The sequence below is a fragment of the Kitasatospora sp. NPDC043949 genome, assembly GCF_056435365.1.
Window position 1 is genome coordinate 76901 of the sequence record NZ_JBWKEQ010000002.1, and the last position, 25372, is coordinate 102272.

General features: G+C 73.5%; 22 protein-coding genes and 2 riboswitches. Of the genes, 14 read left to right on the forward strand and 8 right to left on the reverse strand.

All coding sequences use genetic code 11. The features are described from left to right. The first annotated feature begins 391 nt into the window (after positions 1-391). Complete coding sequence (locus AC07AL_RS02555; protein WP_363585860.1) at positions 392-1822, forward strand: aldehyde dehydrogenase family protein; 1431 nt, start codon at positions 392-394, stop codon at positions 1820-1822. Between the two features lie 106 nt (positions 1823-1928). Here AC07AL_RS02555 and AC07AL_RS02560 read toward each other — a convergent pair whose 3' ends face one another. Continuing rightward, positions 1929-3419: a glycine hydroxymethyltransferase gene (locus AC07AL_RS02560; RefSeq protein WP_363585859.1), complete on the reverse strand. Its 1491-nt coding sequence runs from the start codon at positions 3417-3419 to the stop codon at positions 1929-1931. Between the two features lie 29 nt (positions 3420-3448). Beyond that, a riboswitch (ZMP/ZTP riboswitch) is annotated at positions 3449-3544 on the reverse strand. A gap of 305 nt (positions 3545-3849) precedes the next feature. Between AC07AL_RS02560 and AC07AL_RS02565 the strand changes: the two genes are divergently transcribed. The 4 genes from AC07AL_RS02565 to AC07AL_RS02580 all read left to right on the forward strand — a co-directional run bounded on the left by AC07AL_RS02565 (position 3850) and on the right by AC07AL_RS02580 (position 9505). Then, entirely contained in the window at positions 3850-4815 is a 966-nt protein-coding gene (locus tag AC07AL_RS02565; RefSeq protein ID WP_363585858.1) for an ABC transporter permease, read from the forward strand. Positions 4816-4890: 75 nt separating this feature from the next. Next, the gene (locus AC07AL_RS02570; protein ID WP_363585857.1) at positions 4891-6642 is read left to right on the forward strand and encodes an ABC transporter substrate-binding protein; all 1752 of its coding nucleotides are present in this window, start codon (positions 4891-4893) and stop codon (positions 6640-6642) included. Positions 6643-6765: 123 nt separating this feature from the next. Beyond that, positions 6766-7758 carry an ABC transporter permease gene (locus tag AC07AL_RS02575; protein ID WP_363616905.1) on the forward strand — a complete coding sequence of 331 codons (993 nt, stop codon included), beginning with the start codon at positions 6766-6768 and terminating at the stop codon, positions 7756-7758. 106 nt (positions 7759-7864) lie between these two features. Next, on the forward strand, positions 7865-9505 hold the full coding sequence (locus AC07AL_RS02580) for a dipeptide ABC transporter ATP-binding protein (protein ID WP_478316536.1): 1641 nt from the start codon (positions 7865-7867) through the stop codon (positions 9503-9505). Here AC07AL_RS02580 and AC07AL_RS02585 read toward each other — a convergent pair. Further along, positions 9502-9768 carry a hypothetical protein gene (locus AC07AL_RS02585; RefSeq protein ID WP_400843575.1) on the reverse strand — a complete coding sequence of 89 codons (267 nt, stop codon included), beginning with the start codon at positions 9766-9768 and terminating at the stop codon, positions 9502-9504. The two genes, AC07AL_RS02580 and AC07AL_RS02585, sit on opposite strands and share 4 nt — an antisense overlap. Before the next feature lie 41 nt (positions 9769-9809). On the opposite strand from AC07AL_RS02585, the gene AC07AL_RS02590 reads away from it, so the two are divergent. Together AC07AL_RS02590 and AC07AL_RS02595 are read left to right on the forward strand one after the other, a co-directional pair. Beyond that, a complete protein-coding gene (locus AC07AL_RS02590) occupies positions 9810-10241 on the forward strand; it encodes a cytidine deaminase family protein (protein WP_363616899.1) in 432 nt (143 codons plus the stop codon). A 118-nt stretch (positions 10242-10359) separates the two neighbouring features. Further along, positions 10360-10923: an EF-hand domain-containing protein gene (locus AC07AL_RS02595; RefSeq protein WP_363585853.1), complete on the forward strand. Its 564-nt coding sequence runs from the start codon at positions 10360-10362 to the stop codon at positions 10921-10923. 82 nt (positions 10924-11005) lie between these two features. On the opposite strand, the gene AC07AL_RS02600 is transcribed toward AC07AL_RS02595, so the two are convergent. Then, positions 11006-11581, reverse strand: coding sequence for a TetR/AcrR family transcriptional regulator (locus AC07AL_RS02600; RefSeq protein ID WP_363585852.1), 576 nt, complete (start codon positions 11579-11581; stop codon positions 11006-11008). 149 nt (positions 11582-11730) lie between these two features. Between AC07AL_RS02600 and AC07AL_RS02605 the strand changes: the two genes are divergently transcribed. From AC07AL_RS02605 to AC07AL_RS02630, 6 genes are all read left to right on the forward strand, one after another. Then, positions 11731-12324, forward strand: coding sequence for a dihydrofolate reductase family protein (locus AC07AL_RS02605; protein WP_478316538.1), 594 nt, complete (start codon positions 11731-11733; stop codon positions 12322-12324). Positions 12325-12444: 120 nt separating this feature from the next. Continuing rightward, the gene (locus AC07AL_RS02610; RefSeq protein WP_063350078.1) at positions 12445-12864 is read left to right on the forward strand and encodes a gamma-glutamylcyclotransferase family protein; all 420 of its coding nucleotides are present in this window, start codon (positions 12445-12447) and stop codon (positions 12862-12864) included. Between the two features lie 103 nt (positions 12865-12967). Continuing rightward, entirely contained in the window at positions 12968-14206 is a 1239-nt protein-coding gene (gene cbiE / locus AC07AL_RS02615; protein WP_478316540.1) for a precorrin-6y C5,15-methyltransferase (decarboxylating) subunit CbiE, read from the forward strand. After that, on the forward strand, positions 14203-14964 hold the full coding sequence (gene cobM / locus AC07AL_RS02620) for a precorrin-4 C(11)-methyltransferase (RefSeq protein ID WP_387814506.1): 762 nt from the start codon (positions 14203-14205) through the stop codon (positions 14962-14964). The genes cbiE and cobM overlap by 4 nt, the downstream gene beginning before the upstream one ends. A 5-nt stretch (positions 14965-14969) precedes the next feature. After that, entirely contained in the window at positions 14970-15713 is a 744-nt protein-coding gene (locus tag AC07AL_RS02625; RefSeq protein ID WP_363579650.1) for a cobalt-precorrin-6A reductase, read from the forward strand. Positions 15714-15805: 92 nt separating this feature from the next. Next, a complete protein-coding gene (locus AC07AL_RS02630; protein WP_363579105.1) occupies positions 15806-16309 on the forward strand; it encodes a DinB family protein in 504 nt (167 codons plus the stop codon). Positions 16310-16380: 71 nt separating this feature from the next. On the opposite strand, the gene AC07AL_RS02635 is transcribed toward AC07AL_RS02630, so the two are convergent. Further along, positions 16381-17910, reverse strand: coding sequence for a UDP-N-acetylglucosamine 1-carboxyvinyltransferase (locus tag AC07AL_RS02635; protein ID WP_363579107.1), 1530 nt, complete (start codon positions 17908-17910; stop codon positions 16381-16383). A 137-nt stretch (positions 17911-18047) separates the two neighbouring features. Continuing rightward, positions 18048-19322, reverse strand: a complete 1275-nt coding sequence (locus AC07AL_RS02640; RefSeq protein WP_478316542.1) for a cobalt-precorrin-5B (C(1))-methyltransferase — start codon at positions 19320-19322, stop codon at positions 18048-18050. A 296-nt stretch (positions 19323-19618) separates the two neighbouring features. Here AC07AL_RS02640 and AC07AL_RS02645 point away from each other — a divergent pair, with 296 nt between their 5' ends. Then, the gene (locus AC07AL_RS02645; RefSeq protein WP_478316544.1) at positions 19619-21358 is read left to right on the forward strand and encodes a TIGR03767 family metallophosphoesterase; all 1740 of its coding nucleotides are present in this window, start codon (positions 19619-19621) and stop codon (positions 21356-21358) included. Between the two features lie 88 nt (positions 21359-21446). On the opposite strand, the gene AC07AL_RS02650 is transcribed toward AC07AL_RS02645, so the two are convergent. Genes AC07AL_RS02650 through AC07AL_RS02660 form a run of 3 tightly spaced genes read right to left on the reverse strand, consistent with a single transcriptional unit; the run spans position 21447 to position 24900 of the window. Continuing rightward, a complete protein-coding gene (locus AC07AL_RS02650; protein ID WP_363579113.1) occupies positions 21447-22967 on the reverse strand; it encodes a precorrin-2 C(20)-methyltransferase in 1521 nt (506 codons plus the stop codon). Continuing rightward, a complete protein-coding gene (locus AC07AL_RS02655) occupies positions 22964-23590 on the reverse strand; it encodes a precorrin-8X methylmutase (protein WP_063350072.1) in 627 nt (208 codons plus the stop codon). Before AC07AL_RS02655 ends, AC07AL_RS02650 begins: the two co-directional genes overlap by 4 nt. Continuing rightward, positions 23587-24900 carry a hypothetical protein gene (locus AC07AL_RS02660; protein ID WP_478316546.1) on the reverse strand — a complete coding sequence of 438 codons (1314 nt, stop codon included), beginning with the start codon at positions 24898-24900 and terminating at the stop codon, positions 23587-23589. Before AC07AL_RS02660 ends, AC07AL_RS02655 begins: the two co-directional genes overlap by 4 nt. A 167-nt stretch (positions 24901-25067) precedes the next feature. Continuing rightward, positions 25068-25153, forward strand: a riboswitch (cobalamin riboswitch). Positions 25154-25372 lie beyond the last annotated feature (219 nt).

The following is a 25372-nucleotide window of genomic DNA, read 5'->3' on the forward strand; positions in this document are numbered from 1 at the left end:
ATCTCCGTGGGCCTGCATTCCGCGCCTGCAGGATACCCCCCCCCCCTCCCCCCCTCTCCCCCCCCCCCCCCCCCCCCCCCCCCCCCCCCCCCCCCCCCCCCCCCGCACGCTGATCGTCAACTGGACGTCCGACGGCGGGCGGTGGAGCTGACGGCGGAGGCGGTGGGGGGCGGCCCGGTGCCGTGGCCGTGCGAGGCCCTTGAGCGGTCGGACGAGCGGCGCGCGGGCGCGGGGCCGAGCCGTCCGACGAGTACACCGCGCGGTTCGCCCCGGGGTGACCCGTCGGCCCACCGGGCCGGATTGGCTCTTGCGCGCGGCCGACCGGGCCGCCTTGACTGGCCCTTTGACTAGCGCTGTTGGTCAATCGGCCGACCGGATGAGAGGACACTCGGTGCAGCAGCACGCGGAGTACGGCGACCAGTACATCGACGGCGCCTGGCGGCCCTCCCTGGATGACGCCGGGTCGATCGAGGTGCTGAACCCGGCGACCGAGCAGGTGCTCGCCACCGTGCCGGCCGGCGGGCCCGCCGACATCGACGCCGCGGTCGCCGCGGCCCGCCGGGCGGCCCGCGGCTGGGCGACGACCGCCCGCGCGGACCGGCTCGCCCTGCTGACCCGGTTGCGGGACGGAATCGCCGCCGCCCAGGAGGAGATCACCGCCACCGTGGTCGCCGAACTCGGCGCCCCGGTCGGCTTCGCCGCCGCCGTGCACGCCGGAGCGCCGCTGACCGTGGCGACCTCCTACCTGACACTGCTCGCCGAGCACCCCTTCGAGGAACGGATCGGCAACTCGGTGGTGCTCGCCGAGCCCGCCGGGGTGGTCGCGGCGATCACGCCGTGGAACTACCCGCTGCACCAGATCGTCGCCAAGGCCGTCCCGGCCCTGGCGGCCGGCTGCCCGGTGGTCCTCAAGCCCGCCGAGGACACCCCGCTGGTGGCCCGGCTGTTCGCCCGGCTGGTGCACGAGGCGGGCTTCCCCGCGGGCACGTTCAACCTGGTGACCGGCACGGGCGTGGTGGCGGGTGCGGCGCTCGCCGCCCATCCGGGCGTGGACATGGTCTCGTTCACCGGATCCACCGCCGTCGGCCGACAGGTCGCCGAGACGGCGGGCCGGGGCCTGAAGCGCGTCGCCCTGGAACTCGGCGGCAAGTCCGCCAACGTGGTGCTGCCGGGCGCGGACCTGGCCCGGGCGGTCAACGTCAACATCGCCAACGTGTTCGCCAACTCGGGCCAGACGTGCAGCGCGTGGACCCGCCTGCTGGTGCACCAGGACCAGTACGAGGAGGCCGTCGCGACGGCCGCGAAGGCCGCCGCCAAGTACGCCCCGGGCGATCCGACCGACCCGCAGACCCGGATCGGCCCGCTGGTCAACGCCAAGCAGCTGGCCAGGGTGCGCGGTTACGTCGAGGGCGCGCTCGCCGCGGGCGCCCGGCTGGTCGTCGGCGGCGCGGAGCCCGTCCCCGGCCTGCCCGCCGGCTTCTACGTCCACCCGACCGTGCTCGCCGACGTCACGGGGGACATGGCGATCGCCCGGGAGGAGGTGTTCGGCCCCGTCCTGGTGGTCCTCCCCTACCGGGACGAGGACCACGCCGCCGAACTCGCCAACGACACCGAGTACGGCCTGGCCGGCGGCGTCTGGGCCGCGGACACCGACACCGCCGCCGCCTTCGCCCGCCGCCTCGACACCGGCCAGGTCGACCTCAACGGCGGCCGCTTCAACCCGCTCGCGCCGTTCGGCGGCTACAAGAGCTCCGGCCTCGGCCGCGAACTGGGCCGCCACGGCCTGGAGGAGTTCCTCCAGTGCAAGTCGCTCCAGTACTGACCGCGGCGCCGAGCGGGGTACCGGCCGCGGCACCGGCTCCGGGCCCGCCGCACGTGGGGCGGCGGGCCCGGGGGTTCGGGCATCGAGGCCGGTCGGGCGGGGCCGGTCAGGTGAGGTCGACGCCCGGGTAGAGGGGGAAGGGGGCGAGGAGGTCGGCGGCGCGCTTGGCGGCGCCGTCGCGCACGGCGTCGTCGAGGCGGTACTGGGCCTTGGAGGGGGCGCCGCCCGCGGTGGTGGTCGGGGTGGTGGCGCGCAGCACGGTGTCGATCAGGGCGGCGATCTCGTCCATCTCGGCGGTGCCGAGGCCGCGGGTGGTGAGCGCCGGGGTGCCGAGGCGCACGCCCGAGGTGTACCAGGCGCCGTTCGGGTCCTGCGGGACGGAGTTGCGGTTGGTGACGACGCCCGAGTCCAGCAGCGCCGCCTCCGCCTGACGACCCGTCAGGCCGTAGCCGGAGACGTCGGCGAGGACGAGGTGGTTGTCGGTGCCGCCGGTGACCAGCCGGCCGCCGCGGCGCAGCAGGCCCTCGGCGAGCGCCCGGGCGTTGTCCACGACGGCGCGGGCGTAGGTCCGGAACTCGGGCCGGCGGGCCTCGGCGAAGGCGACCGCCTTGGCGGCCATGACGTGCGAGAGCGGCCCGCCGAGCACCAACGGGCAGCCGCGGTCGACGTGTTCGGCCAGTTCGGTGTCGCACAGCACCATGCCGCCGCGCGGGCCGCGCAGCGACTTGTGGGTGGTCGTGGTGACGATCTGGGCGTGCTGGACGGGGTCGTGGTCGCCGGTCAGCACCTTGCCCGCGACGAGGCCGGCGAAGTGCGCCATGTCGACCATGAGGGTCGCGCCGACCTCGTCCGCGATCTCGCGCATCCGCCGGAAGTCGACCAGTCGAGGGTAGGCGGAGTAGCCGGCGACCAGGATCAGCGGGCGGAACTCCCGGGCGGTCTCGCGCAGCGCGTCGTAGTCGATCAGGCCGGTGGCCGGGTCGGTGCCGTAGCTGCGCTGGTCGAACATCTTGCCCGAGATGTTGGGTCGGAAGCCGTGGGTGAGGTGGCCCCCGGCGTCCAGGGACATGCCGAGCATCCGCTGGTTGCCGAGCGACTGGCGCAGCTGCGCCCAGTCCTGCTCGGTGAGGTCGTTGACGCCCCGGACCTTGGCCCGCTCCAGCGCCGGGCTCTCCACCCGCCGGGAGAGGACGGCCCAGAAGGCCGTGAGGTTGGCGTCGATGCCGGAGTGCGGCTGGACGTAGGCGTGGTCGGCGCCGAACAGGGCGCGGGCGTGCTCGGCGGCGATGGTCTCGACGGTGTCGACGTTGCGGCAGCCCGCGTAGAAGCGCCGGCCCGCGGTGCCCTCGGCGTACTTGTCGCTGAGCCAGTTGCCCATGGCGAGCAGCACGGCCGGGGAGGCGTAGTTCTCGCTGGCGATCAGCTTGAGCGAGGCGCGCTGGTCCTCCAGCTCCCGGCCGATGGCGGCGGCGATCCGCGGCTCCACGCCGGCGACCACGTCGAGGGCGCTGCGGAAGGCGGTGTCGGCGGCCGCGCCGGCGGCGGTGTGCGGGGCCTGGGCGGCCTCAACGGCATGAGGGGTGTGCGGGGTGGCCAAGGCGGTCTCCTCGTGGTGCACGGACGAGTACGGACGGCCCAGGCGCTCGGCAACTGTCGTGCGGGTGCACGGAGCCGCTTCCCGATGGTCGGTTCCATCCGTGCGCGCCAGTCGCGGCTCCCCGGGATCGTACCAATGCCCGGGGGGATGTGGCGGAGATCTCAGGATTCGGGACGGCACGCCCGTTTCGCCCCTCGATGTCCGTTCTTCCGCAACGCCGGTATTGCGGCGCAATGACGCCGAATGAAGCCGCAATACGCGCCGAAACAATGCCGGGAAAAACCGCCGGAGGTGATTTGCGGACCTCCCCGCGCATCCGGTCTGATGGCGCTCGAACGGCCGACGGGAAACCCCCGGGGGCCGGTTCGGAAATGCACACCAGCGCACCCTCACCCACAGGGCGGCGGAGAATTCGGGGAGTACGCCTCTCATGGCCGTGGTCGAAACAGCAGCGGGCTCCGTCCCCGCACCCGCCGCGCCGAGGCTGCTCGGCCGGCTCCTGCGCGACCGGGTCGGCGCCGCCGCCCTCGCCGTCGTCCTGCTTTTCCTGCTGCTCGCCCTCGCCGCCCCGCTGATCGCCGCCCTGTACGGGAAGAACCCGGTCGAGCACTACGGCCAGAACTCCCCCGGCCTGCTGAGCGACAGCGGCCTGCCCGTCCTGCCGAACGGCGGCATCTCGGGCGACTTCTGGTTCGGCCTGGAGCCGGGGCTCGGCCGGGACGTCCTGACCCAGTTGCTCTACGGCATCCGCACCTCGCTGCTGATCGCCTTCGCCTCCGCCGCCGTGACCACCACGCTCGGTGTGCTGGCCGGGGTCGCGGTCGGCTACCTCGGCGGGATCGCCGACCGGCTGTTCGGCTTCCTGGCCAACGTGCTGCTGGCCTTTCCGACCCTGCTCCTGCTCCTCGCGCTGAGCCCCGTCATCCAGTCCCGACTGGTCGATCCGGGCACCGCGGAACCGGAGTGGATGCAGTTCCTGGTGCTGATCCTGGTCTTCTCCGCGTTCGGCTGGATTCCGCTCGCGCTTTCCCTGCGGGCCACCGTGCGGTCGCTCCGGGAAAGGGATTTCGTGCAGTCCGCCCGGGCCCAGGGCGCCGGCCGATTCCATGTCGTCGTCCACGAACTGCTGCCGAACGTCCGCTCGCAGCTGCTGGTGCACGCCACCATGGCGGTGCCGACCTTCGTCGCCTCCGAAGCGGTGCTGTCCTTCCTCGGCGTCGGCATCACGGAGCCGATCCCGGACTGGGGGCGGATGATCTCCCGCGGCTCCGAGGTCTTCCAGGCCGATCCGACCTACATGGTCTTCCCCGGTGTCGCCCTGCTGCTCTTCGTGCTCGCCTTCAACCTGCTCGGCGACGCCGTCCGGGACGCGCTGGACCCGCGCGCCGCCCGCTGAGCCCCGCCCTTCTCCGTCCATCACCCCACGCCCGCCCCGACCCGCCCCGGCTCCCGGGGCAAGGAGAGATTCGCCATGCGCTGGACCAGACCGTCCCTCGCCGTCGTCGCCACCGCCCTGCTGGCGACCGCCTGCTCGGCCGGCGCGGGCACCGGCCCGGCGCCCGCCGGGGCGGCCGCCAAGGAGACGTCCCCGCTGACCGCCGCGCTCGGCGGCGAGAAGGAGAGCGCCGGACCGGCCCCCGCCGTTGCCGGCGCCCGCGTGGGCGGCACCGTGAACGTGTACAACAGCGTCGAGTTCCGCCACCTCGACCCGCAGAAGGTCTACGCGGGCGCGACGTACAACGCCTCGCTGCTCTGGGGCCGCCAGCTGACGCAGTACCAGGTCGTCGACGGCAAGGCCAAGCTGGTCGGCGACCTGGCGACCGACACCGGCACCTCCGGCGACGGCGGGCGCACCTGGACGTACAAGCTCAAGGACGGCGTGGCCTGGGAGGACGGCAAGCCGATCACCGCCCAGGACGTCAAGTACGGCATCGAGCGCAGCTTCGGCAAGGGCTACGAGGTCGGCCCGCCGTACTGGCCGCAGTGGCTCACCGGTGAGGCCAGCTACGAGGCGGCGCGCGCCAAGTACGCCGGCCCGCAGGACGGCGACCTGGCCGCGATCGAGACGCCCGACGAGCACACCATCGTCTTCCACTTCCCGCAGCCGCAGGCCGACGTCCCGTACATGGCCGCGCAGTCCTCGTCCTCGCCGGTGCGCCGGGACAAGGACACCGGGACGGACTACGACCGGCAGCCGTTCGCCACCGGCCCCTACCGGATCGTCGAGCACGTCCAGAACACCCGCATGGTGCTGGAGCGCAACCCCGCCTGGAAGGCCGAGACCGACCCGATCCGCAGCCAGTACCCGGACAAGTTCGTCTTCACGTTCGGCAAGGAGGCGCTCAACATCAACCAGGAGATCCTGTCCGGGCGCGACGGCGGCGCCAGCGCCACCACCGCCTCCGACGTGCTCTCCCCCGAGCTGTACCAGACCGCCGACACCGACCCGAAGGCCAAGGACCTGGTCGTCTCCGGGCGCCAGGGCGCCTTCGTCACCCAGCTGGTGATCAACAACGAGCGGGTGCCGGACGTCGAGGTCCGCAAGGCCCTGCACCTCGGCTACCCCCGCCAGCAGGCCCGCCAGGTCCAGGGCGGCTCCCGGATCGGCGAACTCGCCACCACGCTCAGCTCGCCGGCACTGATCGACTGGGAGAAGTACGACCTCCACCCGGTCAAGCCCGAAGGCGACCCGGAGGCCGCCAAGGCCGCGCTCGCCAAGGCCAAGCAGGCGCCGACGAGCCTGACCTACGGGTACAAGAACACCCCGGACGGGCAGCGCACCGCGCAGGTGCTGGTGGACGGCTTCGCCAAGTCGGGCATCACCATCGTGCCCAAGCCGATCGACCCCAAGGCGTTCCTGGACGAGGTGCACCGCGCCGACTCCCCGTACGACCTGTTCGAGGAGACCTCCTCCGTCGACTGGCCGACCCCGTCCACGCTGATCCCGTTCTCCTTCGACGGCCGCGCCGGCAGCGACCTCAACTCCGCGCGCTACCGCAACCCGGCGGTGGACAAGGAGATCGACCGGATCAACCAGATCGGCGAGCCGCGCGCCAAGGCCAAGGAGCTGTACGCGCTGGAGAAGACCGTGATGCAGGACGTCCCGGTGCTGCCGTTCGTCTACGCGAACGTCAACCAGGTGCGCGGCTCCAACGTCGGAGGGGCGTTCATCCACCCCATCTACGGCACGGTCAGCCTGGCGTGGCTGTACCTGAAGTCCTGACCGCCGCACCCGCCCCCGCGCCGGTCGGTGCGGGGGCGGGCCCCTGAACTCCCGCACTCCCCGTGCACTCCACGTAGTCCTGCCCCGCGTACGCCTCCCCGTCCCGTCGACCCCGGACCGGCCATGCTCTCCTTCGCCCTGCGGCGGACCCTCCAGGCCCTCGCCGTCCTGGTCGCGGTCTCCGCCGCCGCCTTCGCCCTCTTCTACGCCGCGCCCGCCGACCCGGCCCGCGCCGCCTGCGGCCCGCGCTGCGACAGCGGCCAAGTCGCGGCGGTGCGCCAGAGCATGGGCCTGGACCAGCCGCTGCTCACCCAGTACACCGACTACCTCACCGGGGTCGTCGCCGGGCGCGACATCGGCGACGTGGACGGCTCGGTCATCCACTGCGACGCGCCCTGCCTCGGCTACTCCTACCGGCTGCACCAGCCCGTCACCGAGGCCCTGGCCGACCACCTGCCGGTCACGTTCTCGCTCACCGCCGGCGCTCTCGCCGTCCTGCTGGTGCTCGGCCTCGGCACCGGGTTCGTCTCCGCGCTACGGCACGGCGGCCGCACCGACCGGCTGCTCTCCGGCTTCACCCTCGTCGGCGCCAGCGTGCAGATCTACTTCCTCGGATACGTCGCCCAGTGGGCACTGGTCTACTCCACCGGCCTGCTGCCACTGCCCTCCTACACCCCGCCGACCGAGGACCTCGCGGCCTGGGCGGGCGGGCTGCTGCTCCCCTGGCTCGTCCTCGGATTCGTCAACTCCGCCGTGTTCGCCCGGCTTTCACGCTCCCAGCTGCTGGAGACGATGAACGAGGAGTACGTCCGCACCGCGCGCGGCAAGGGCCTCGGCCGGCTGCGCGCCCACCTCAAGTACACCTCGCGCGGCGCCGCCGGGCCGCTGGTGCAACTGCTCGGCCTGGAGGCCGGAGTGCTGCTCGGCGGGGCGGTCATCACCGAGACGGTGTTCGGGCTGAACGGGGTCGGGCGGTTCGCCGCCCAGGCGGTGTCCGGGCAGGACCTGCCCGCAGTGGTCGGCGCGGTACTGCTGGCCGCCTGCTTCGTGGTGCTGTTCGTCGCGCTGGCCGACCTGGTGGTGGCCTGGCTCGACCCGCGAATCCGCCTGAGCTGACTGGAGCCGTTCGATGACGTCCACTGTTGAGTCCGTGCCCGGGGGCGCGCCCGGAGCCGTGTCGGAGGCCGTTCCTGGGCCTGGTGCCGCGCCTGCCGCAGAGCCCGTGCTGAGCGTTCGCGATCTGACCGTCACCTTCGCCGACCCGCGCGGCGGCGCTCCCGTGACCGCCGTCCGGGGGCTCTCCTTCGACCTGGCCGCCGGTGAAGTCCTCGGCCTGGTCGGCGAGTCGGGCTCCGGCAAGTCGGCCACCGGACTCGCCGTCCTCGGCCTGCACGACCCGCGCACCACCACCGTCACCGGCTCGATCCGGCTGGACGGGCAGGAGCTAGTGGGCGCGACGGAGTCCGCGCTGCGTCCGGTCCGGGGCGGCCGGGCCGCGCTGGTCTTCCAGGACGCGCTCACCTCGCTCAGCCCCTTCCACGGCGTCGGCGCCCAACTCGCCGAGATGTACCGGCTGCACCACCCCGGCGCCGGTCGCGCCGAGGCCCGCCGACGCGCCGCCGCGATGCTCGACCGGGTCGGCATCCCGGCCGCCCTGGTGCGTGACTTCCCGCACCAGTTCTCCGGCGGGATGCGCCAGCGGGTGATGATCGCCATGGCGCTGATGAACGACCCGCAGGTGCTGATCGCCGACGAGCCCACCACCGCCCTGGACTCCCGAGTGCAGCGGCAAGTCCTCGACCTGCTCGGCGAGTTGCAGCGCGAGCACGGCACGGCGGTGCTGCTGGTCAGCCACGACCTCGGCGTGGTCGCCGGGACGACGGACCGCACGCTCGTGCTGCGCGGCGGCGTCCAGGTCGAGTCCGCGCCGACCGCCGAGCTGCTGGCCGCGCCGCGCGAGCCGTACACCCGCGCACTGGTCGGGGCGGCGCTCACCCTGGACTCCGTACCCGGCTCACCACTGCCGACAGTTGACGATCCGTCACCCATCGCCGCATTCGCGCCCCGGGCTGTCGGACGCCCCGAGCGCTGGCTCGCCGAGGTGGCGGACCTCGCCGTCCACTTCCCCGGACGGCGCCGCCTCCCCAGCCTGCGCGCCGAGCCCGTCCGGGCAGTGGAGGGCGTAGGACTGCGGATCGCCCCCGGCGAGACGCTCGGACTGGTCGGCGAGTCCGGCTCCGGCAAGTCCACCACCGCCCGCGTCCTGGCCGGCCTCCAACAGCCCACCTCGGGAACGGTGTTGTACGACGGCCAGGACGTCACCCGCCCGGGCCGGGAGCTGCGGCGCCGGCTCAGCCGGGAGATCCAGCTGGTCTTCCAGGACCCGTACGCCTCCCTCAACCCGCGCCGCACCGTCGCCCAGACCCTCGACACCCCGCTGCGCCTGCACACCTCACTCGACGCGGCGCAGCGGCGGGAGCGCTCGGCCGAACTGCTGGACCAGGTCGGGCTGCCCGCCGCCCACCTGGACCGCTACCCGCACGAGTTCTCCGGCGGACAGCGCCAGCGGATCGGCATCGCGCGGGCCCTCGCCCCGCAGCCGCGCCTGATCATCGCGGACGAACCGGTGTCGGCCCTGGACGTCTCGGTCCAGGCGCAGGTGCTCAACCTGCTGATGGAGCTGCGCGAACGCCTCGGCGTCGCCTTCCTGTTCGTCTCGCACGACCTCGCCGTGGTACGGCACTTCTGCGACCGGGTGGCCGTCATGCACCGGGGCCGACTGGTCGAGTCCACCGACCGCGACCGCCTGTTCAGCGCGCCGCACACCGAGTACACCCGGGAACTGCTGGCCGCAGTGCACTAGCGCTGGCGCCGGTCCTCGCGGGGGGCGGCGGCCGTGAGGGGACTGGCCGTGGCCTCGCGGGGGTCGGTGGGGAGGAGTGCGTAGAGGCGCATGTCGCGGCGCTCGTCGTCGTACCCGGCGGAGGCGGCCGGGACGGTCGTGACCAGCGGGACGTACGGGTCGGTGCCCGCCTCCCGGACCACGGCGAGGTCGGTGAGGCGCCAGGGGCGAAGGATGAAGGGGCCCTCGTAAAGCGTTGGCACGATCAGGGGCCCTCGGTCCATGCTCGAAGCCTGTCATGTGCGATCAAGGAGCCCCAGCGAATATGTCCGCCAGCGATCAATCCGACTCCGCAGGAGACCGCGCAGCCGTCGACCGCGAGCTCGTCGAGGCCGCCCGGGCGGTGGCCCGGCGCTACTGCCGGGGCGACAACCACACCGTCGCGGCCGCCGGGCGCAACGCCGACGGGCGGATCGTCACGGCCGTGAACGCCTACCACTTCACCGGCGGCCCGTGCGCGGAGCTCGTCCTCATCGGCGCGGCCGCCGGCCAGGGCGCGTACGACCTCACCACGGTCGTCGCGGTCGGCGACCAGGACCGGGGCGTCGTGCCGCCGTGCGGCCGCTGCCGGCAGGTGCTGCTCGACTACTTCCCGACGGTCGAGGTCATCGTCAAGCGGGGAACGGAGCTGCTCGCCCTGCCCATCCTCGACCTGCTCCCCGAGGCGTACGTCTGGGCCGAGCACCAGGACGGCTAGCGGCCCTGCCTTCGAGTCGCCCGAGTGGCCGTTCGCCCGTCGTTCGGCTGCGCGAGCGCGACTCCAGGCACTAGCGTGCTGGCGACGTGTCGTAGTGATCGCCAACCGAGGGGGCACATTGTCGGACGACCTGCTCACAGCAAAGATCAACCACGGGTTCGACCACCTCGACGCCGACGGCGACGGGCTCCTCACCGAACGGGACCACGCCCTCATGGGCATCGCCGTCGCCCGCTCGCTCGGCCACCAGGAGGGCTCGGAGGCCGAGGCCGTCATCGTCCGCGCGTACCTGACGGTCTGGCACGACCTGCACCTCGCCCACCTGCCCGCCGGCACCGAGGCGATCACCCGCGAACAGTTCGTCCGCTCGACCGGCGCCCTCTCCGACGACCCCGAGGCCGCGCGGACCAGCTTCGGCGCACTCGCCGACGCCTTCCTCGCCGTCGCCGACACCGACCGCAGCGGAACGGTCGACGCCGGCGAGTTCTTCGTCTTCCAGCGCGGCCACTTCGCCGGCCTCTCCCGCGACGACGCCGACGAGGCCTTCCGCCACCTCGACCGCGACGGCGACGGCACCCTCTCCGCAGCCGAGTTCACCAGCGCGATCATCGAGTTCTGGACCAGCCGCGACCCCGACGCCCCCGGCAACTGGTGGACGGGCAAGCCCCCGCACACCCTCTGACACCCCCTCCGGCAGAGCCGCCCCCTCGCCCGCCGGAACGCGAGGCCGGCGGCCCGCCCAACTCGCCGTGCCCGCCGGGTGGTCAGGTGGCGGGGACGATGCGCTCGACGATGGTCTCGATCAGGGCGGGCAGGGTGTCGGTGCCCAACACCTCGGGCAGGGTGAGGTGTTCGACGATCAGGCCGGTCATCGCGAGGTAGAGGACGAGGACGGTCTCGCGGTCGCCGGGCAGTCCTCCGTCGAGGTGGTAGGCGACGTTGGCCTCCAGCTGCTCGCGGATGGTGCCGGTGAGCTGGGCCCGCAGGCCGGGGCGGCGGGTGGCCTCCAGGCGCAGTTCGAGCATCGCGAGGTAGCCGGCCCGGTCGGCGGAGATGCGGCGGATCAGGTCGTGCATCAGGGCGGTGACCAGGGCGCGGTCACGCGGGGCCCGCAGCAGGTCGGCGATGACGGCCGGGTCCGGGGTGAGCCGGTGGTGGATGTGCCGGGCGGTCTGGTGGAGCAGGTGGTCGCGGTTGGCGAAGTAGTTGGAGGCCGTGCCGTTGGGGACGCCGGCCTGCACGTCGACCGCGCGGAAGGTGAGGCCGCGGGCGCCGTCGCGGGCGAGGACCTCGATGGCGGCGTCGGCGAGGGCGGTGCGGCGGGCGGGGTTCTGGACCATGGGCCGATTCTCTCTCGCGGGGTTTTCGGGGACCGGGGCGCCCGGGCCTGAAAACATCCTGGCAACCACTATGGCTGGAGTACTATAGTCGGAGTGGTTAGGCGACAGGCCGCGCGGTCCGCGCCGCTTCCCGACTCCAGAGGACCTGCATGCGCAAGCTCAGCTACTTCATCGGCACCACCATCGACGGCTTCATCGCCGGCCCGGACGACAGCTTCGACTTCTTCGCGCCGTTCCTCACCGAGGACTACACCTCGGCGCTCTTCGCCGAGTACCCGGAGACCATCCCCACCCCCGGCCGCGCGGCGTTCGGCATCGCGGAGGCACCCAACAAGCGCTTCGACACCGTCGTCATGGGCCGCGGCACCTACGCACCGGGGCTGGCCGTGGGCCTCACGAGCCCCTACGCCCACCTGCGGCAGATCGTGGTCTCCCGCACCCTCGGTGCCGGCCCGGACCCGGCGGTGGAGGTCACCGCGGAGGATCCGGTGGCCCTGGTCCGCAGGCTGAAGCAGCAGGACGGGCTCGACATCTGGCTCTGCGGCGGCGCCGACCTGGCCGGCCAGCTGCTGCCCGAGATCGACGAGTTGATCATCAAGCAGTACCCGGTGGTGGCTGGGTCGGGCATCCCGCTGTTCCGCGCGGAGTTCGAGCCCCGCGCCTTCACGCTCACCGACAGCCGCGTCTTCGAGCACGGCAACGTCGTCCTCACCTACGTGCGGACCACCCCGGACGCCGCCTGACGCCCACCACCGGGCGGACGCGCGGGGCGCGGGGCACGGGACACACGGGGCGAGAGGCGCTATCGCGGCGCGGGCACGAGGACGTACCGTGGGCGCTCCCCAAGCCGAGAGGTCGAACCCGTGTCCGAGGAGGCCCTGCCGTTCTTCGTCTACGGCACCCTGCGCAGCGGCGGCCGCAACCACGCCGCCCACCTGGCCGGACGCTGCGCCGACATCCGCCCGGCCGTGCTGGACGGCGCCACGCTGCACGACGGCCCCGGGTACCCGTACGCGGTGCCGGACGCGACGCCCGGGCGCCGGATCGTGGGCGAGCTGATCACCGTACGGCCCGGCGCGTACGCCGGAGCGCTCGCGGCGCTGGACCGGCTGGAGGACTGCCGGGCGGACGGGACCGGCCTGTACGTACGGCGGCGGCTGCCGGTGCGGACGGCGGCGGGCGAGGTGCGGGAGGCCTGGGTGTACTTCGCCGGGCCCGTCGTCGAGAGCCGGCTGCGGGAGCGGCCCGCGGTGATCGACTCGGGGGACTGGGCGGACCGGTAGCGGAGGACGGGCGGGAGACGACCGGCCGGATACCGCCAGGTAGGCTGCCCCGACAGTTGTTCTCTCTACTCACGGCGCCCGCCGAACGACAAGGAGCCACCCGGTGCCCGAGCTGCCACCCCCGATCACCGTCGTCGGGATCGGGGCCGACGGCTGGCCCGGCCTCTCCACCATCGGCCGCGCCGCCCTGCGGGCAGCCGAGGTGGTCGTCGGCGGCCCCCGGCAGCTGAACCTCCTCCCCCACGACGAGGTCGCCGCCGAGCGCGTCCCGTGGCCGTCCCCCCTGCGCCCGGCCGTCCCCGGACTGTTCGCCGCGCACGCGGACCGCCGGGTCGCCGTCCTGGCCAGCGGCGACCCGATGTTCCACGGCATCGGCCGCACCCTCGCCGAGACGGTCGGCGCCGGGCGGCTGCGCGTCCTGCCGCACCCCTCCTCCGTCTCCCACGCCTGCGCCCGACTCGGCTGGCCGCTGGAGTCCACCGAGGTGGTCAGCCTGGTCGGCCGCCCGCTGGACACCCTCGCCCTGGCCCTGAACCCCGGCCGCCGCCTGCTCGTGCTGAGCGCCGACGCCACGACCCCGGCCGCCGTCGCCGCGCTGCTCACCGCGCGCGGCTACGGCGCCGCCCGCCTGCGCGTGCTCGAACAGCTCGGCGGCCCGACCGAACGACAGCTCGACGGCACCGCCGACGGCTGGCCGCACCCGCCCGGCGACCCCCTGAACGTCATCGCGGTCGACCTCGGCGACGGCCCCCGCAGCTCGCTCGTCCCCGGCCTGCCCGACGCCGCCTACGAGAGCGACGGCCAGCTCACCAAACGGCACGTGCGCGCCGCCACCCTCGCCGCCCTCGCCCCCTCCCCCGGCGAACTGCTCTGGGACGTCGGCGGCGGCTCCGGCTCGATCGCCGTCGAGTGGCTGCGCGCGCACCGCGACTGCCGGGCCGTCAGCATCGAACGCGACCCGGTGCGGGCCGAGCGGATCGCCCGCAACGCCGCCGCCCTGGGCGTGCCACGACTGCGCGTGGTGACCGGTCCGGCCCCCGCCGCGCTCGCCGAACTCCCCACCCCCGACGCGGTGTTCATCGGCGGCGGCCTCACCGCGACCGGCCTGCTGGACAGTTGCTGGGCCGCCCTGCGGCCGGGCGGCCGGCTGGTCGCCAACACCGTGACGCTGGAATCCGAGGCGCTGCTCACCGAGTGGTACCGGCGCAACGGCGGGGAGCTCGTCAAGCTCGCCGTCGCGCACGCCGTCCCGGTGGGCGGCTTCACCGGGTGGCGGCAGGCCATGCCGGTCACCCAGTGGTCCGCCGTCAAGCCCAACACCCCTCAGGAGAACGCGTCGTGACCGTCCACTTCATCGGAGCCGGCCCCGGCGCCGCCGACCTGATCACCCTGCGCGGCCAGCGCCTCCTGGCCCGCGCCGAGGTCTGCCTCTACGCCGGCAGCCTGGTGCCGCGCGAACTGCTCGACGAATGCCCGCCCGGCGCCCGCCTCGTCGACACCGCGCAGCTCAACCTGGACCAGATCATCGCCGAGCTGGTCCGCGCGCACCAGGCCGGACAGGACGTGGCCCGGCTGCACTCCGGCGACCCGTCCGTCTTCTCCGCCGTCGCCGAGCAGATGCGCCGCCTCGACGCGGCCGGCGTGCCGTACGAGATCGTCCCCGGCGTGCCCGCCTTCGCCGCCGCAGCGGCCGCGCTCAAGCGGGAGCTGACCGTCCCGACCGTCGGCCAGACCGTCATCCTCACCCGGATCGCCAAGCGCGCCACCCCGATGCCCGAGGGCGAGGACCTGGCCACCCTCGGCCGCAGCGGCGCCCTGCTGGTACTGCACCTGGCCGCCGGATACGTGGACGACGTCGTCGAGCAACTGCTCCCGCACTACGGCGCCGACTGCCCGGCCGCCGTCGTCGCGATGGCCAGCCGGCCGGACGAGCTGGTGCTGCGCGGCACCCTCGCCGACATCGCCGGGCAGGTCAAGGCCTCGGGCGTGGTGCGCACCGCCGTCATCCTGGTCGGACGGACACTGGCCGCCGAACAGTTCCGCGACAGCCACCTCTACTCGGCGGAGCGCGAACGCCCGCACGAGCCCTGCGGGGCGTGAACCCCATGACCCGGCACGTCCTGATCCTCGGCGGGACGACGGAGGGGCGGGCGCTGGCCGCCGCACTCGCCGAGCTGCCGTCCCTGCGGGTCACCAGTTCGCTGGCCGGCCGGGTCGCCCAACCCCGGCTGCCCGCCGGAGAGGTGAGGATCGGCGGCTTCGGCGGCCCCGAGGGGCTGGCCGACTGGCTGCGCGGCGAACGGGTCGACGCGGTCGTCGACGCCACCCACCCGTTCGCCGCCGGGATGTCCCGCAACGCGGCCCTCGCGGCGGCGGCCACCGGCGTACCGCTGCTGGTGCTACGCCGCCCCGGCTTCACACCCGTCGCCGGGGACCGCTGGCTCCCCGTCCCCTCGCTCGCCGCCGCGGCCGAACTCCTGCCCGGCCTCGGGCGACGGGTCTTCCTCACCACCGGGCGACAGGGCATCGCCACCTTCGCCCACCTCGACGGGGTCCACTTCCTCGCCCGGTCAGTCGACCCGCCCGAGCCCCCGTTGCCACCGTCCTTCGAAGTCCTGCTGGACCGGGGGCCGTTCACGCTCGACGGCGAACGGGCACTCCTGCGCGAGCACCGCATCGACGTCGTGGTCACCAAGGACAGCGGCGGCGCCGCGACCGCACCCAAACTCACCGCCGCACGCGAACTCCACCTGCCCGTGGTCATCGTGCGGCGTCCGCCGGTCCCGGACGGCGTACCGGTGGCCCCGGACGTACCGGGCGCGGTGCGGTGGTTGCAGCACCTGCGCTAGAACTGCGGGTCGGGCCGACCGGGCCGACCGGGCCGACCGGGCCGCGAGAAATTACCGGGCGGGTTTCGGCGCCGCACCGGCAGGATGGGCCGATGGCAGACGATCACCGCACCATGACCCTGCGCACGGCCGACGAACGGGCCACCCTGGCCAGCTTCCTGGACTACCAGCGCGACACGCTCGCGTTGAAGTGCGCCGACCTCACCCCCGAACAGCTCCGCACCCGGGCCCTCGAACCCTCCGGTCTCTCCCTGCTCGGGCTGGTCCGCCACCTCGCCGAGGTGGAGCGCAGCTGGTTCCGCAACGTCCTCAACGACGAGGCCAAGCCCGCCTTCTGGAAGAACCCCGACGGCTCCTTCGCCGAGTTCGACGCCGACACCGCCGACCCGGACGAGGCCTTCGCGGTCTGGCGCCGCGAGTGCGACCACGCCCGGCAACTCGTCGCGGCCACCGAGTCGTTGGACGTTCTGGGGCACTACGGCGAGGAGGTCTTCTCGCTGCGCTGGATCCTCACCCACATGATCGAGGAGTACGCCCGCCACAACGGCCACGCCGACCTCCTGCGCGAACACCTCGACGGCACCACCGGCGAGTAGCCGAAACGGCCGACCAGCCCCAACGCGTGGGGCCGGTCGGCCATCCGACTGCCATTCAGATCCGGATCGGATCAGATGTCGCGGAAGGTCTCGATCTGCGCGCCGATGGAGTTGAGGCGCTCGGCGAGGTCCTCGTAGCCGCGGTTGATGACGTAGACGTTGCGCAGGACGGAGGTGCCCTGGGCGGCGAGCATCGCGAGGAGGATGACGACCGCGGGGCGGAGCGCCGGCGGGCACATCATCTCGGCGGCGCGCCAGCGGGTGGGGCCCTGGACCAGGACGCGGTGCGGGTCGAGGAGCTTGACGTCGGCGCCGAGGCGGGTCAGCTCGGTGAGGTAGATCGCACGGTTGTCGTAGACCCAGTCGTGGATCATCGTGGTGCCGTGGGCGGCCGCGGCGATGGCCGCGAAGAACGGCACGTTGTCGATGTTGATGCCGGGGAACGGCATCGGGTGGATGGTGTCGATCGGCGCGGTCAGCTTGGACGGGCGCACGGTGAGGTCGACCAGGCGGGTGTGGCCGTTGTGGGCCCGGTACTCGGGGGTCCGGTCGTAGTCGAGGCCCATCCCCTCCAGCACCGCGAGTTCGATCTCCAGGAACTCGATCGGCACCCGGCGGATCGTCAGCTCGGAGGAGGTGACGACGGCGGCGGCGAGCAGGCTCATCGCCTCCACCGGGTCCTCGGCCGGGGTGTAGTCGACGTCGCAGGTGATCTCCGGGACGCCGTGGACGGTGAGGGTGGTGGTGCCGATGCCCTCGATCCGCACGCCCAGCTTCTCCAGGAAGAAGCACAAGTCCTGGACCATGTAGTTGGGCGAGGCGTTGCGGATGACGCTGACGCCGTCGTGCCGGGCGGCGGCCAGCAGGGCGTTCTCGGTGACGGTGTCCCCGCGCTCGGTCAGCACGATCGGACGGTCCAGCGGGGTGCCCGGCTCGACCGAGGCGTGGTAGGCGCCGCCGGTGGTGGCGACCTCCAGCCCGAAGCGGCGCAGCGCGGTCAGGTGCGGCTCGACGGTGCGGGTGCCGAGGTCGCAGCCGCCCGCGTACGGGATGGCGAAGCGGCTGGCGCGGTGCATCAGCGGGCCGAGGAACATCAGCACGCTGCGGGTGCGGCGGGCTGCCTCGACGTCCATCGCCGCGAGGTCGAGCTCGGCGGGCGGGGTGAGTTCGAGGTCGCGGCCGTCGTTGGTCCAGCGGCTCTTGACGCCGATGCTGGTGAGCACCTCGAGGATGCGGTAGACCTCTTCGATCCGGGCGACGCTGCGCAGCGTGGTGCGTCCGGTGGTCAGCAGTGAGGCGCAGAGGATCGCGACGCAGGCGTTCTTGCTGCTGCGAACGTCGATGGCGCCGGAGAGTCGGGTGCCGCCGGCGACCCGCAGGTGCATCGGGCCGGAGTAGCCGAGGGAGACGATCTCGCTGTCGAGGGCTTCGCCGATGCGCGCGATCATCTCAAGGCTGACGTTCTGCTTGCCCTGCTCGATGCGGTTGACCGCGCTCTGGCTGGTGCCGAGGGCCTCGCCGAGCTGCGCCTGGGACCAGCCGCGGTGCTGGCGGGCGGTACGGATGAGGGTGCCGATACGGGTGAGGTAGTCGCCTGTCACTCGCCAGACCATATCTCATGGTTGAGATGACAACAGAGCCGGGGGTGGGCGCGACACTCCTTTTGTCCGTTTCTCACCCCGTATGAACGTCAGATCTTCACATCACCAGGTGGTATTGCCGCGATTCTGTGAGAGCGTCACGGCCCGAGCGGCTCCGCCCGGCCGACGACGGTGCCCGCGCGGTCGATGCAGATGACGTCCACCGCCACCGGCGAGCCGACCAGCACGCCGAGCGCCGTCGCCCGCGCCGCCTCGGCGACCAGATCGCCCAGCGGCACCCCGGCCGCCCGGCACAACTGCACCGCCTCCAACCCGGTGTTGGCGGCGGCCACCGCCTCGGCCAACACCCCGTCGGCCCCGCCGCGCCGCGCCAGTTCTGCCAGGTACCCCTTGTCCACCTGGGAGCGCGCCGAGTGCAGGTCGAGGTGACCGGCGGCGAGCTTGGACAGCTTGGCGAAGCCGCCCGCGATCGTCAGCCGGGGCACCGGGTGGCGCTTGAGGTACTTGAGGACGGCGCCCGCGAAGTCGCCCATGTCGAGCAGCGCGTCCTCGGGCAGTCCGTGCACGGCGACGGCGACCTTCTCGGAGGTCGAGCCGGTACAGCCGGCCACGTGGGTGCGGCCCGCCGCCCGGGCCACGTCCACGCCGCGGCGGATGGAGTCGATCCAGGCGGAGCAGGAGTAGGGGACGACGATGCCGGTGGTGCCGAGGATGGACAGGCCCCCGAGGATGCCCAGCCGTGGATTCCAGGTGGAACGGGCGATCTCCTCGCCGTGGTCCACGGAGATCTCGACCACCACGTCCCCGCTGCCGCCGTGCGCGGCGGCCACCTCCGCCACGGCGTCGCGGATCATCTGCCGGGGCACCGGGTTGATCGCGGGCTCGCCGACGGGCAGCGGCAGGCCCGCCTTGGTGACCGTCCCCACCCCCGGTCCGGCCCGGAACACCACTCCGGCGCCGGGCTCACCGACCCGCACCGTCGAGCGGATCAGCGCGCCGTGGGTGACGTCGGGATCGTCGCCGGCGTCCTTGACCACGGCGGCCATCGCGCTCGCCGGCTCGGGCGGGACGGCGGCTCGACCTCCGGCCGCGAGGACCCCGGCGGCCAGTCCCCCGGCCCTGGGGGCGAGTTCCTCGGCGGCGAGCTCCTCGGCGGCGAGCTCCTCGGCGGCGAGGGCGAAGGCCGGCTGCTGGCCCTTGGGGAGGGTGATGGTCACCGGGTCCGGGAACTCGCCGGTGAGCAGCGCGGTGTACGCGGCCTTGGTGGCGGCGGTGGCGCAGGCGCCCGTGGTCCAGCCGTGCCGCAGGCCGCTGCTCTTCAGCTGGCCGGCCCGGCCCCCGGCCTCGGCCGCCGCTTCGGCCCCGGCCTTGCCCCCGGCCTCGACTCCCGCTTCGGCTCCCGCTTCGGCCACCTGCGTCTCGCTTCCGACTCCGTTGAGGTGCGGCCGCACCGACCGTCGGTACCGATTTTCCCCCATTCGCCTGACCGCGCCCCGACCGGGGGCGGTCAGCAGGGCCCCGCGACCCGGTGTCCGAGTCGGGGAGCGGCCGCTGCCCCGCGTTCCCGAAGAGTTCTCCGCACGGGCCTCGCACCTCGTGCCTACCAGTGAGTAATCTGGCGGTCCGCCAGAGGCGGGTTCATGACACGGGGTCCGGTGTCCGGGTTGTCCGGCCGGGCCATCAGCATGTGGGGGTTCTTGTGGCAGGGATGAGTCGGCGTACGTTCCTCACCGGTACGTCGGTGGCCGCCGCCTGGTCGGCCTTGTCGCTGGGCGGCGGGCAGTTCGCCTCGGCGGCGGAGCGCGAGCGCGCACTGGCGGCCACCGCCGCGCGGGCGGTCAGGACGACGGGCACCACGCTCGACCAGGTGGCCACGCCCGTCGGCACCGGCGGGTACAAGCGACTGACGGCCGGGCAGGGCTGGCCGCTGGTGGTGCGCGGCGACCTGGCGGCGCCGGGCACCGGGCGGGACGACCGGCGGACCGGGCTGGCCAGCTTCGTCCAGTTCAGCGACCTGCACCTGGTGGACACCGAGTCCCCGGTGCGATTCGAGTACCTGGCCCGGTTCAACGGCAGCGCGTACCGGCCGCAGGAGGCCCTGAACGCCCGCGGCGTCTCGGCCCTCGTCGAACGGGTCAACGCGCTCGACGGCGGCCCCTACACCGGGATGCCGTTCAGCATGGTGATGGCCACCGGCGACAACACCGACAACCACGAGCAGGCCGAACTCGACTGGTACCTCACCGTCATGGGCGGCGGCCGACTCGCCCAGAACACCGGCGACCCGAACCGCTACGAAGGCGTGCAGAACTCGGGCAACGCCGCCTACTGGAACCCCGAACTCGCCTACAGCGACGGCTACAAGGCGAAGGGCTTCCCGCAGATACCGGGCTTCCTCGACGCCGCAGGCCGGCCGTTCGACGCGCCGGGCCTGCGTACGCCCTGGTACACGACGGTCGGCAACCACGACGACAGCCTTGAGGGTTCGCTGCCGGACCTCGGGCTACTGAACGACCTCTACACCGGCCAGTACAAGCTGGAGGGCTGCAACGACGCGGACGCGGCCCAGCTGATGGACTCGCTGCGCCGCGACCCGGCCGGCGCCGCGCTCCTGCTCGCGAAGCTGCTCGCGAGCGGCGACGCGGTGCGCCGGATCACCCCGGACGAGCGCCGACGGCCGTTCACGCTCAAGGAGTTCGCCAAGGCCCACCTGAACCCGGCGCACACCGGCGCCGGCCCGTACGGGCACGGTTTCACCTCGGACATGGTGGGCAGCGGCAAGCTCTACTACACCTTCCGCATCTCGGAGAAGGTGGTCGGCATCAGCCTGGACACCACCAACCAGGCCGGATTCGCGGACGGTTCACTGGGCACCGCGCAACTGCGCTGGCTGGAGCAGCAGTTGAAGGCGCACAGCGGGCACTGGTACGACACCGACGGACGCAAGGTGACGGGCGGCAGCACGGACGAGGTGATCCTCCTGTTCAGCCACCACACGAGCACCACCATGGGCAACCTGCTGCCCGACCCGCGCAACATCTTCGAGAAGCGGCACGACGGCAACGAACTGGTGGCGCTGCTCCAGCGCTACCCGAACGTGATCGCGTGGGTGAACGGGCACACCCACATGAACAAGGTCACGGCGCACGGCCACGCCGTGCCGGAGCGGGCGTTCTGGGAGATCAACACCGCCTCGCACATCGACTACCCGCAGCACGGGCGCATCATCGAGATCGCGGACAACGGGGACGGCACGCTCTCCCTGTTCACGACGCTGATCGAGTCCTCCGCACCGTACGGCACGGACTTCGGCAGCACCTCGGACGCCAACCTCGCCGCGCTGTACCGCGAACTGTCGTACAACGACCCGAACGGCCGGCCGGCGGCGCTGCTGGGCGCGGGCGAGGACCACAACACGGAGCTGGTGATCGCCAAGCCGACCCGGTGACGGAGGCAGCGGCGAACAAGTAACAGAAAACAGATGACAGCTAACAGATGATGAAATCTGTTAGCTGTCATCTGTCAGTCGTCGCCCGCTACTCCTCCGGGTACCGCCGCGGCGTCCAGACGACCTCCACGCCGCCGCCCCGCTCGACCGCCCGGGTCTGCGAGGAGCCGATCAGCAGGATCGTCCGCATGTCGACCAGCGCCGGATCCAGCTCGCCCAACCGGACGATCCGCACGCGCTCGGTCGGCCCGCCGACGTCGCGCGCCATCACCACCGGCGTCTCGGGCGCGCGGTACTCCAGCAGCAGGTCCCGGGCGAGGGCGACCTGCGTGGTGCGCGACTTCGAGCCCGGGTTGTAGAGCGCGAGCACCAGGTCCGCCTCGGCCGCCGCGCGCAGCCTGCGGGCCACCACGTCCCAGGGCTTGAGCCGGTCCGACAGCGACACCACCGCGTAGTCGTGCCCGAGCGGGGCGCCGGCCCGGGAGGCGGCCGCGTGGGCCGCGGTCATCCCCGGGACGATCCGCACCGGGACGTCCCGGTAGGCCTCCTCGCAGGCGACCTCCAGGACGGCGGTGGCCATCGCGAAGACGCCCGGGTCGCCCGAGGACACCACCGCGACCTTGTGCCCGCGGCGGGCCAGTTCGAGGGCGTACTCGGCGCGCTCCGACTCCACCTTGTTGTCCGAAGCGTGCCGCCGCTGCCCCGGCCGCTCGGGCACCCGGTCCAGGTAGGTGGTGTAGCCGACCAGGTCGGTCGCCTCGGCCAGGACGCCGCGCGCCTCGGGGGTGAGCCAGAGCGGCCCGGCCGGACCGGTGCCGATGACGGCCACCGCGCCGGCACCGTCCGTCCGCCGCTCCACCGGCTCCAGCGGCGCGACCTTGCTCGGCAGCACCGCCACCGAGAAGTACGGGACGGTCTCGCCCTCGACCTCCGCGAGCGGCAGGATGCGCTCCCCGTCCATGAACGCGCGCTCGACGTACTGCGCGTCGTCGAGCCGTCCGGCCCGCTCCAGCGCCCGCCGGACGGCCGGGAAGGTGCGCCCCAGCTTCATGATCACGGCGGAGTCGGCGGCGGCGATCCGCGCCGTCAGCTCCTCCTCGGGCAGCGTGCCCGGGATGACGGTGAGCGTCTCCTCGGCCTCGGTCAGCGGCTGGCCGAGCCGGGCGGCCGCGGCGCTGACGGAGGTCACACCCGGCACCACCTCGGTCGGGTAGCGGTGCGCGAGCCGCTTGTGCATGTGCTGGTACGAGCCGTAGAACAGCGGGTCGCCCTCGGCGAGGACCACGACGTCGCGGCCGGCGTCCAGGTGGGCGGCCAGCCGGGCGGCGGCCTCCTCGTAGAAGTCGTCCAGCGCGCCCCGGTAGCCGCCCGGGTGGTCGGTGGTCTCGACCGTGATCGGGTAGACCAGCTTCTCCTCTACCTGACCACCCGTCAGATAGCGCTCGGCGATCGAACGGGCGATGGACCGGCCGTGCCGGGCACTGTGGTAGGCCACCACGTCGGCCTTGCCGATGAGTTCGGCCGCCCGGACGGTCACCAGCGACGGGTCGCCGGGGCCGAGCCCGACGCCGTAGAGCCGGCCGACACCAGGGGTCTGACGATCCGTCACTCTTCTTCGCTCGCAATCGCGTTGACGGCGGCGGCGGCGATCGCGCTGCCACCGCGCCGGCCGCGCACCACCAGGTGCTCCAGGCCGGACGGGTGCTCGGCCAGGGCCTGCTTGGATTCGGCGGCGCCGATGAAGCCGACCGGGACGCCGATCACCGCGGCCGGGCGCGGCGCACCGGCCTCGATCATCTCCAGCAGCCGGAACAGCGAGGTCGGCGCGTTGCCGACGGCCACCACCGCGCCCTCCAGCCGGGGCAGCCACAGTTCCATGGCGGCGGCGCTGCGGGTGTTGCCCATCTTCCGGGCGAGTTCCGGCACGGACGGGTCGGTGAGGGTGCACACGACCTCGTTGTCGGCGGGCAGCCGCTTGCGGGTGACGCCGCTCGCCACCATGTTCACGTCGCACAGGATCGGCGCCCCGGCCCGCAGCGCCGCGCGCGCGGAGGCGACCACGCCCGGCGAGTACACCAGGTCCTCGACCAGGTCGACCATCCCGCAGGCGTGGATCATCCGCACCGCGACCTGGGAGACGTCCGCCGGGAGGGCGGCCAGGTCGGCCTCCGCACGGATGGTGGCAAAGGACTGGCGGTAGATGGACGCGCCGTCCTTCTCGTACTCGATCACTTCGTGGTCCTCCTGGCCTCGGCGACCGCCTCGGCCATCTCCTCGTTCGTCACGTCCACGGCCGCCCCGGCGGACGCCGGACCGTTCACCGTCACCCGGTAGCCCTGCCCAGTGGCGAGCACGTCCACCCACCGCCCGGCCGGATGACCGCAGCGCCGTTCACACCCCGACCAGTGCACCGGGAGACCGGCGGCCGGAAGGCCCATAACCGGCGGGCTCCCGGCGACGGCCGCCGCATCGAGCGCCCGCGCCGCGTCGGCCCGGACGTCGGCCCGCGAGTTGGCGCACCCCGGCAGCCCGGTGCAGGCGGTGGCCCGCTCCCAGGGCGAGCCGGGCGCGGTCCGGAACCCGGCCGCCGCCAGCGCGGGCAGCCGGTCGGCCGGCGCCCCCGGCAGCACCGCGCCGCGCCAGGGCGTCAGCCGGATCTCCCCGGCGCAGGCGCCCGCGAGTTCCCGCCACTGCGCGGCACCGGCCCGGCCGAAGCGCATGCCCACCGACAGCCCGCCCGCCACGGCCCCGCCCGCCACCGTGGCGAGCGGGCCGACCGTCCGGACCGCACCGGCCGTAGGGACCACGCCGACCGCGGGCGCGGCCCCGGCGAAAGCGGGCACCGGCACGGGCCCGGCCGGCAGCAGCTCGGGGACCTCGCGCAGGTGCCAGGCCTTGCGCCCGCTCTCCCGCAGCACGTCCAGGAAGGTCCGGGCCGCGTCGAGCACGGCCGTCACCTCCTGCCCCGCCGGCACCGGACGCCCGTGGGCGGCCCGTCCGAGGCGCAGCAGCGCCGACCCGTCCGGGCCTGCGATCAATGTCACATCGGCGTCGAACGCGGCGACGTCGCCCCGCCCGTCGTCCAGCGCGAACAGGAACTTGCCGGAGAGTCCGGCCGCCCAGTCGCTCGCACACAGCCGCGCGTCCAGCTCCCGCACCCAGGCCTGCACGTCGGCGAAGCCGTGTCCGTCGAGCCCGGCGAGCGGGGAGGTCACGATGTTGCGGACCCGTTCGTGCGTGTCCGAGGGCAGCAGGCCGACGGCGCGCAGCCGTTCGGCGAGTTCGGCCCCGCAGTGCGAAGCCAGGCCGCGGAGTTGGACGTTGCCGCGGGAGGTGGTCTCCAGTTCGCCGTCGCCGAGCGCCTCGGCGGCGTCGGCCAGCGCCAGCGCCTGACGGACCGTCAGCAGGCCGCCGGGCAGGCGGACCCGGGCCAGGGCGCCGTCGTCGGCCGGGTGTAGACGAAGGGCCCCTGGGCAGGCGTCCGCGCGCCCTCGGTCGGGCACCGCGGCGCCCGGCGCGGTGGCGTCGGGTGTCGGTGGCATGGCCGCGAGCATACAGATGATCCGATCGGTTGCCTTTGTCCGTCGCCTCACACCCCGGGCGCTCCGGGCGGCCTCCCCGGGATCGCCCTCCCCCAGGTCAGCCGCACCCCGTACGATGCTGGCGGACGGTCCCCGCGGGCCGTCCGCACGCCAGCGACGGCGCAGGGGAGGAAACCGGTGCAAGCCCGGTGCGGTCCCGCCACTGTGACCGCGGTTCACCGGGAGACCGGAGGGCCGCGGGAGCCAGGAACTCCTGCCGTCCTCCACCGGCCCGGGGCGCGGACCCCGAGGAAGGCTCGAAGAGCAATGCGCTGCCGCATGCCCGCGCCCGGGTCCCCGGGCGCCTCACGCCCGCCCGACTCCGGGCGCTTCGCCGACGCCTCGGCGCTCCTTCGGTCGCCGGCCACGCGCCGTCGCTCGCTTTCGTCCGCCAGATGCCACGCGCCTTCGTCCGCCGCGCACCACGCGTTTT

Coding starts and splice junctions, on each gene's coding strand:
- AC07AL_RS02625 (WP_363579650.1), top strand. CDS start 14,970: ATGACCCGGCACGTCCTGATCCTCGGCGGGACGACGGAGGGGCGGGCG.
- AC07AL_RS02605 (WP_478316538.1), top strand. CDS start 11,731: ATGCGCAAGCTCAGCTACTTCATCGGCACCACCATCGACGGCTTCATC.
- AC07AL_RS02590 (WP_363616899.1), top strand. CDS start 9,810: ATGTCCGCCAGCGATCAATCCGACTCCGCAGGAGACCGCGCAGCCGTC.
- AC07AL_RS02570 (WP_363585857.1), top strand. CDS start 4,891: ATGCGCTGGACCAGACCGTCCCTCGCCGTCGTCGCCACCGCCCTGCTG.
- AC07AL_RS02575 (WP_363616905.1), top strand. CDS start 6,766: ATGCTCTCCTTCGCCCTGCGGCGGACCCTCCAGGCCCTCGCCGTCCTG.
- AC07AL_RS02565 (WP_363585858.1), top strand. CDS start 3,850: ATGGCCGTGGTCGAAACAGCAGCGGGCTCCGTCCCCGCACCCGCCGCG.
- AC07AL_RS02660 (WP_478316546.1), bottom strand. CDS start 24,900: ATGCCACCGACACCCGACGCCACCGCGCCGGGCGCCGCGGTGCCCGAC.
- AC07AL_RS02585 (WP_400843575.1), bottom strand. CDS start 9,768: ATGGACCGAGGGCCCCTGATCGTGCCAACGCTTTACGAGGGCCCCTTC.
- AC07AL_RS02645 (WP_478316544.1), top strand. CDS start 19,619: ATGAGTCGGCGTACGTTCCTCACCGGTACGTCGGTGGCCGCCGCCTGG.
- AC07AL_RS02600 (WP_363585852.1), bottom strand. CDS start 11,581: ATGGTCCAGAACCCCGCCCGCCGCACCGCCCTCGCCGACGCCGCCATC.
- AC07AL_RS02630 (WP_363579105.1), top strand. CDS start 15,806: ATGGCAGACGATCACCGCACCATGACCCTGCGCACGGCCGACGAACGG.